A 6,185-nucleotide genomic window follows, 5' to 3' on the forward strand; every position below is an offset into this window, starting at 1 on the left:
TTATAATATTGGCATCCTAAAAAAAGCAGCACCGAAATAAACACTATTACTATAATCTTCTTTAATCGTTTGTTTGTAAAACTTTTATAAAAAAACAAGTTTAGCGTGATGAACTGAAAAATAAAATAGTAATGTGAAAGGAAAAAATTAGAATTAGGATAAAGAATTCCGATAATATTACAAAGCAATTCTACACAAAAAAGAAGAATCAAATAAACTGTAATAATACGATATAAAACATCTCTGTTTTTGCAGGTCATGTAGAAACGTATCGCATTAGCAAGTAAAAAAAACAATCCGACAAGGCTCACAAGAAAAGGAAACAGCATATAATTTGTTTTGCTTAGACAATTTACAAAATAAAAAATCCCAAACCCAATCTTTAAGATCAGAATTTGGAATTTAATTTATCATGAGATTTAACTACTTCGTAAGTTCTAGTTTTTCTGCAAAGTAGTCACAGAAGTCTTTCATCGTGTCAGACATTTTTTCGTCATCTGTTGCACGTTTAAAAGTATCAGACATTGCCACTAAAGTCTGGTGAAAGAAAATTTTCATTTCGTCTACCGGCATATCTTTTGTCCATAAATCAATACGCATTGTTTCTTTTGCTTTGCTGTCCCAAATTGACAACATTATTGCTTTTGCCTCCTCGGCCTGAACTCCACCATCTTGCGCACTCCATGTTAATTTTTCAGGAACGCGGTTTTCATCCAATTCTATATTAAATCTAATCTCTGAGTTTATATTTGCCATTATTTCTTAGGTTTATATTTTGATTTTTCGAAGATTTCTTTTGGCTCAATCTTAAACAATTCTGCTAAAGAAACATTACTATTATTTTTCATGTAAGAACGTACCATCTGCCAGCCAATCCAAGCTCCCACTCGACCTGGAGAATCGTTATCTATTTCTAAAAAGAATTTAGAAAAAGGCGCTGGAGCGATAAATCTTGCTTTCAATTTTGGATCATCGCTGTACAGCATTTCATTTTCTATAAAATAGCGCCACATATACGCTTCGTTTTCCTCGCACCATTTTATTTGCTCAGGAGTATATCCCATTTTTTCTGCATCTGTATATTCAGGAATAAGCAAATCTTTTGCATAAAGACGCTTCCCTTCAAAAACCATTTGAGCGACCAAACTCTTGTCTACAGAATTTGGAATATTTCGATAAGAAAAACTAGAAACCACATCTGGCATAATTTGTCTTTCTTCAAAATTCTCTTTCAGGTAATTTGGAAACTCATAAAACTTATGATTTTTTCCTAAATACAATTCCAAAGCCACAACTACAAGACTGTCTGCATAAATTGATTTTGCATTATAGTCCATTTCTCCAATAACGGTGATTACCTTAGGAATTTTGGTTTTAGGAAAATAATATTTTACGTGCTGAAAAAGCTCATTAAACTCTTTGCGAACAGGTTCAAAATTGCCATATTTTTTCTGAACTTCATCATAAACTTCTCTCCAAATAGGATCATTCATTTTCTGAATCCAGATATTATCATCGTTGCCAGGAAAGAAAAACGGATACTGTTTTTTTATTTTCGCAAGATCTTCCGGTTTGGTTTCAAAAAACACCTTATCAAATCGTTCTACTTTAACATCAACAGGAATTTCTTCTACTTCTTTTTCAACCTTACTTTTTTGGTTGCAAGACAAAAAAAACAGGCATAGAACCACTGCAAAGCGATAAATTTTCATTTTATTTTAATTAGATTTGTGTTATCAGAATTTTAAGTAATTGGATACTCAAAATAATTCTGCAAATATACATCCCTGCATCTTAAAACTTAAACTATTATGGCTAAAAAAAGCACAATTCAGACAGAAAAAGTAAATACGCACATTGTAGAGTGGTTAAAAAATTACGCTGCTAATGCAAAAGTAAATGGTTTTGTAATTGGAATCTCTGGTGGTGTAGATTCTGCAGTAACTTCAACTTTATGCGCACAGACAGGACTGAATGTTTTATGTGTAGAAATGCCAATTCATCAGGCAGAAAGCCAAGTTTCAAGAGGAAGAGAACATATTGAACAGTTAAAAAAACGTTTTCCAAATGTTTCTGATGTTAAGACTGATTTGACAGAAACTTTCGAATCATTTAAAAGTGCTGTGCCTACAACAGATGATGCTGCAAAAGTAAGTTTGGCTTTGGCCAACACGAGAGCACGTATCAGAATGACTTCTTTATATTATTTGGCAGGAATTCATGGTTTACTGGTTGCTGGAACAGGAAACAAAGTAGAAGATTTTGGTGTAGGTTTTTACACAAAATACGGAGATGGCGGCGTAGATTTAAGCCCGATTGCTGATTTAATGAAATCTGATGTGTACGCATTAGGAGAATTTTTAGAAATTCCGCAATCAATTTTAACAGCAGCGCCTACCGACGGGTTATTTGGAGACAATCGTACAGATGAAGACCAATTAGGAGCAAGTTATGACGAATTGGAATGGGCAATGTTAGCCGCGGAGTCAGGAAAATCGGCATCTGACTTCGAAGGGAGAGAAAAATCTGTCTTTGAAATTTATAAACGACTAAACACCAACAACAAGCATAAAATGGATCCAATTCCAGTTTGTTTGATACCAAAAACGTTAAAATAATACATTTTAACATTCTCTGCGAGTTATTACAGAATTTATTTATTAATTTTACCATTCCAAAAACATGAACAATTCTAAAAAAGGTAAAAATTATGATTAAAGTATGTCTAGCAGACAATCATCCTGTGACGCACTTTGGCGTTAAGTCTTATTTTAAAGACCACGATCAAATTTCAATTGTTGCCAATGTCGGCAATTTTTCAATGGTTAGAGATATCCTTCAAACGAAGGAAATTGACATTTTAATTCTAGATTTAGAGTTAGAAGGTCTTTCAAGTATCTTTGAAATTAAATCAATCTTGAAAAATTTCCCAAAAACAAAAATTGTTATTTTCAGTGATCTTGCTGAGCAAATGTACGCTCCAAACGCAATTAAAGCAGGAGTTTCTGGGTATGTACACAAAACAGAAAAACTTGAAACATTAGGTCATTCTATTATTAAAGTACACGAAGGAAAAATTATCATCAACGAAACAGTACGCAAAAACATGGCACTTATCGCTAAACAAAGCAAAAGTGAGCGTCTGTACAGAAAACTTTCTAACCGTGAAATCGAGGTTTTACGTTATTTAAGTGATGGTAAGAAAAACAATGAAATCTCTAAAATCTTAAATCTGAACGAAAAAACGATCAGTACTTACAAACTAAGATTATTGACTAAATTAAACGTTACAAATTTGGTTGACTTAGTTAACAAAGCTAAGACTTTAGAAATTATTTAATCAAAAATCGAAAATCTTAGCCTTTTAAGAGAATCGAAAAACTTTATAAAGCTCTATCTATTTTGATTTATCATAATTAGATAGAGTTTTTTCTTTTTTAGTGATAAGGCACTACTACTCGTCCTAGTTTCTTCGAAAAGCTATTCAACAATTTAGAATAGTCAATAACCATACTCAAAGTTTCTGAATTGTCTTCTTGCGGATTGGTTAAAAGAGAATTCTTTAATTCTGCTATAATTGCAGATACTAAATACCATCGCATAGCAAATATGGTCTCAGAAACATTTTGTTCAATTGTTTCACTTTTTTGTTTCGGAAAAATATTCTGTCCTTCCCAATTATGAATAGTCAACCTTTCGTCTTCCATTAAAATATTGGTTACTTCCTGAGCAAATTCAGGCTCCAAATGCATCAAATATTTATCTAAACTAAATTTCTCATTCTGATTATAAAAATCAATAATATTAGTGTAAATATTTTTAAATAAAACATTCGACAATTCTATCTCATCTTCCTGAAGGCTTAAATATATTTTTTGGTATACTTTATATTGCCTTTTTTCAGAAACCTCTTTTACATTTCCTTCTTCATCTGCTTTCAAGAAAACATCTTCAAAATCTTCTACTATACTTCCGTATAAAAGCAGAACCTCAATGACTTTTCTTTCAAATCCATATAAAATATCTACTTTTTGAGTTTGTTGTGACGGGTAAAACCCTGGATCTCCAGGATAATCGTAACCTTCTGGCGGTCCTGTTCTTGGATCTTCTGGATCTCCTCCTGAAAACGTTCCTGTTTGTGCAGGCTGATTTCTAACTACCTCAAAAGGTTTTTGTTCCTGTTTCTGCTTTTTATTCGCTTCAGCAATATCTTTCTGAATTAGCTGCGCCAAAGTACTTGTTAGAACCTGCTCAGAAATATCCATAATTCGAGCACATTCCTGAATATATACTTCACGCTGTATACGATCTGGTATTTTAGAAATACTTGCAACCATATCACGAATTAGATCTGCTTTTTTAATAGGATCGTTTTTAGCTTCGCCCATTAAGATCGAAGCCTTAAACTGTATAAAATCTTTACTGTTATTTTCTAAGTAAGCAACTAAATCATCATGAGAATTTTTTCGCGCAAAACTATCAGGATCCTCTCCATCAGGAAACGAACAAACTCTTACGTTCATTCCTTCTTCTAGAATTAAATCGATTCCTCGAATAGAAGCGCGCAAACCGGCAGCATCTCCATCAAAAAGAACAGTGATATTTCTAGTAAGACGATTTATCAAACGAATTTGATCTGGTGTTAATGCCGTTCCCGAAGATGCCACAACGTTTTCAATTCCAGCTTGACTAAACTGAATCACATCGGTATAACCTTCAACCAAATAACAATTGTTCTGTTTGGCTATAGATTGTTTGGCATGATAAATTCCGTAAAGGACTTTACTTTTATGGTAAATATCGCTTTCTGGCGAATTTAGGTATTTTGCCGCTTTTTTATCATTGGTTAAAATACGTCCTCCAAAACCTAAAACACGACCCGACATACTTTGAATCGGAAACATTACACGTCCTTTAAATCGATCAAACGGACGGTCTTCTCTTGGAATTGTTAAACCTGTACTTTCTAAAAATTCTAATTTGTAACCTTTCCCAAGGGCTTCTTTCGTCAAAGCATCCCAAGTTTCTGGAGAATATCCTAAATTGAATTTTTTAATAGTTTCATTGGTAAATCCTCTTTCTTTAAAATAAGATAAACCAATTGCTTTTCCTTCTTCAGAATTAATCAAAACATCCTGAAAATATTTGGCCGCAAATTCAGAAACCAAGTACATACTTTCACGAAGATCTGTATTTGCTTTTTCTGCTTCTGTCTGTTCTGTTTCTTCAATTTCGATATTGTATTTTTTAGCTAAATATCGAATGGCTTCTGGATAAGTAAACTGCGAGTGTTCCATTAAAAATTTAACAGAGTTCCCGCCTTTTCCTGTACTAAAATCTTTCCAGATTCCTTTTGCTGGCGAAACCATGAACGAAGGCGAACGCTCATCGGAGAACGGACTCAAACCTTTAAAATTACTTCCTGCGCGTTTTAAATTGACAAAATCGCCGATAACCTCCTCTACTCGAGCAGTTTCAAAAACAGAGTCAATGGTGCTTTGTGAAATCAAAGTGTATTAAATTTTAAAAGTTGAGAGCTTGCAAAAATACGCAAATCTTGTTGGACTTTTAATCATTTTAAACCAAAAAAAGCATCTCTCTCGAGATGCCTTTTCACTAACTAAACTTAATTTTATTCTTAATTAAAATCGAAGCGTAATCCTAACGAAATATTATTTTGATCAACACTATTTTTTTCAAATAAAGGTTGTAAATCATATTTCAAATACAAACTTGTTGCTTTGTAACCAACATATGCACTTAATCCATAATTAAAATCATTTACATTAAAATTGCCATTTGTTTTTTGCTTTACATCATTTCCAACCTCATCATCAAAACCTAAAATTTGTTTTGATTTCACTCTAAATCCTGCATAACCTCCTATACCAATTCTGGCACTTTTATGAGATTTAAAATAATTAACTCCATCTCGAACTTCTTTCTTAGTAAAATCAAACTCCAAATGCAATGGCACCATTACATATACATTTCTAAATCGGGATTCGTCTAAATGTACAGGGCTTGTCACTAAATCGGTTTGCGCGCCATTTTTTTCAAAATAGCGATCGTCTGTCGCTCGGAGATTATTATACATTAGAGACATTCCGTATTTAAAATGTAACAAATTATCTTCTTTTAAAATCCTAGTGTTTCCTGTTATTCCCCATTCATAAAAGTGAGAC

The 6,185-nt window shown here is 32.9% G+C and carries 5 protein-coding genes and 1 pseudogene; 2 read left to right on the forward strand and 4 right to left on the reverse strand.

All coding sequences use genetic code 11. The features are described from left to right. Positions 1 to 423: 423 nt before the first annotated feature. On the reverse strand, positions 424 to 756 hold the full coding sequence (gene gldC / locus B3J44_RS16240; RefSeq protein WP_164515351.1) for a gliding motility protein GldC: 333 nt from the start codon (positions 754 to 756) through the stop codon (positions 424 to 426). Further along, positions 756 to 1,712 (reverse strand): gliding motility lipoprotein GldB, encoded by a 957-nt coding sequence (gldB, locus tag B3J44_RS16245; RefSeq protein WP_198854354.1) that lies wholly within the window; start codon positions 1,710 to 1,712, stop codon positions 756 to 758. The genes gldC and gldB overlap by 1 nt, the downstream gene beginning before the upstream one ends. Before the next feature lie 99 nt (positions 1,713 to 1,811). Here gldB and nadE point away from each other — a divergent pair, with 99 nt between their 5' ends. Both nadE and B3J44_RS16255 read left to right on the forward strand, forming a co-directional pair. Continuing rightward, positions 1,812 to 2,618, forward strand: a complete 807-nt coding sequence (nadE, locus tag B3J44_RS16250; RefSeq protein ID WP_286969687.1) for an NAD(+) synthase — start codon at positions 1,812 to 1,814, stop codon at positions 2,616 to 2,618. A 92-nt stretch (positions 2,619 to 2,710) separates the two neighbouring features. After that, positions 2,711 to 3,340, forward strand: coding sequence for a response regulator transcription factor (locus B3J44_RS16255; protein WP_008467169.1), 630 nt, complete (start codon positions 2,711 to 2,713; stop codon positions 3,338 to 3,340). A 97-nt stretch (positions 3,341 to 3,437) separates the two neighbouring features. Here the strand turns inward: B3J44_RS16255 and dnaG are convergent, their stop codons facing one another. Together dnaG and B3J44_RS16265 are read right to left on the reverse strand one after the other, a co-directional pair. Next, positions 3,438 to 5,510 (reverse strand): DNA primase, encoded by a 2,073-nt coding sequence (gene dnaG, locus B3J44_RS16260; RefSeq protein WP_286969688.1) that lies wholly within the window; start codon positions 5,508 to 5,510, stop codon positions 3,438 to 3,440. Positions 5,511 to 5,638: 128 nt separating this feature from the next. Beyond that, a pseudogene (locus tag B3J44_RS16265) lies at positions 5,639 to 6,185 on the reverse strand (hypothetical protein); the annotation flags it as partial.

The sequence above is a fragment of the Flavobacterium sp. UBA4854 genome (assembly GCF_002399805.1).
Taxonomy (GTDB): domain Bacteria; phylum Bacteroidota; class Bacteroidia; order Flavobacteriales; family Flavobacteriaceae; genus Flavobacterium; species Flavobacterium ginsengisoli.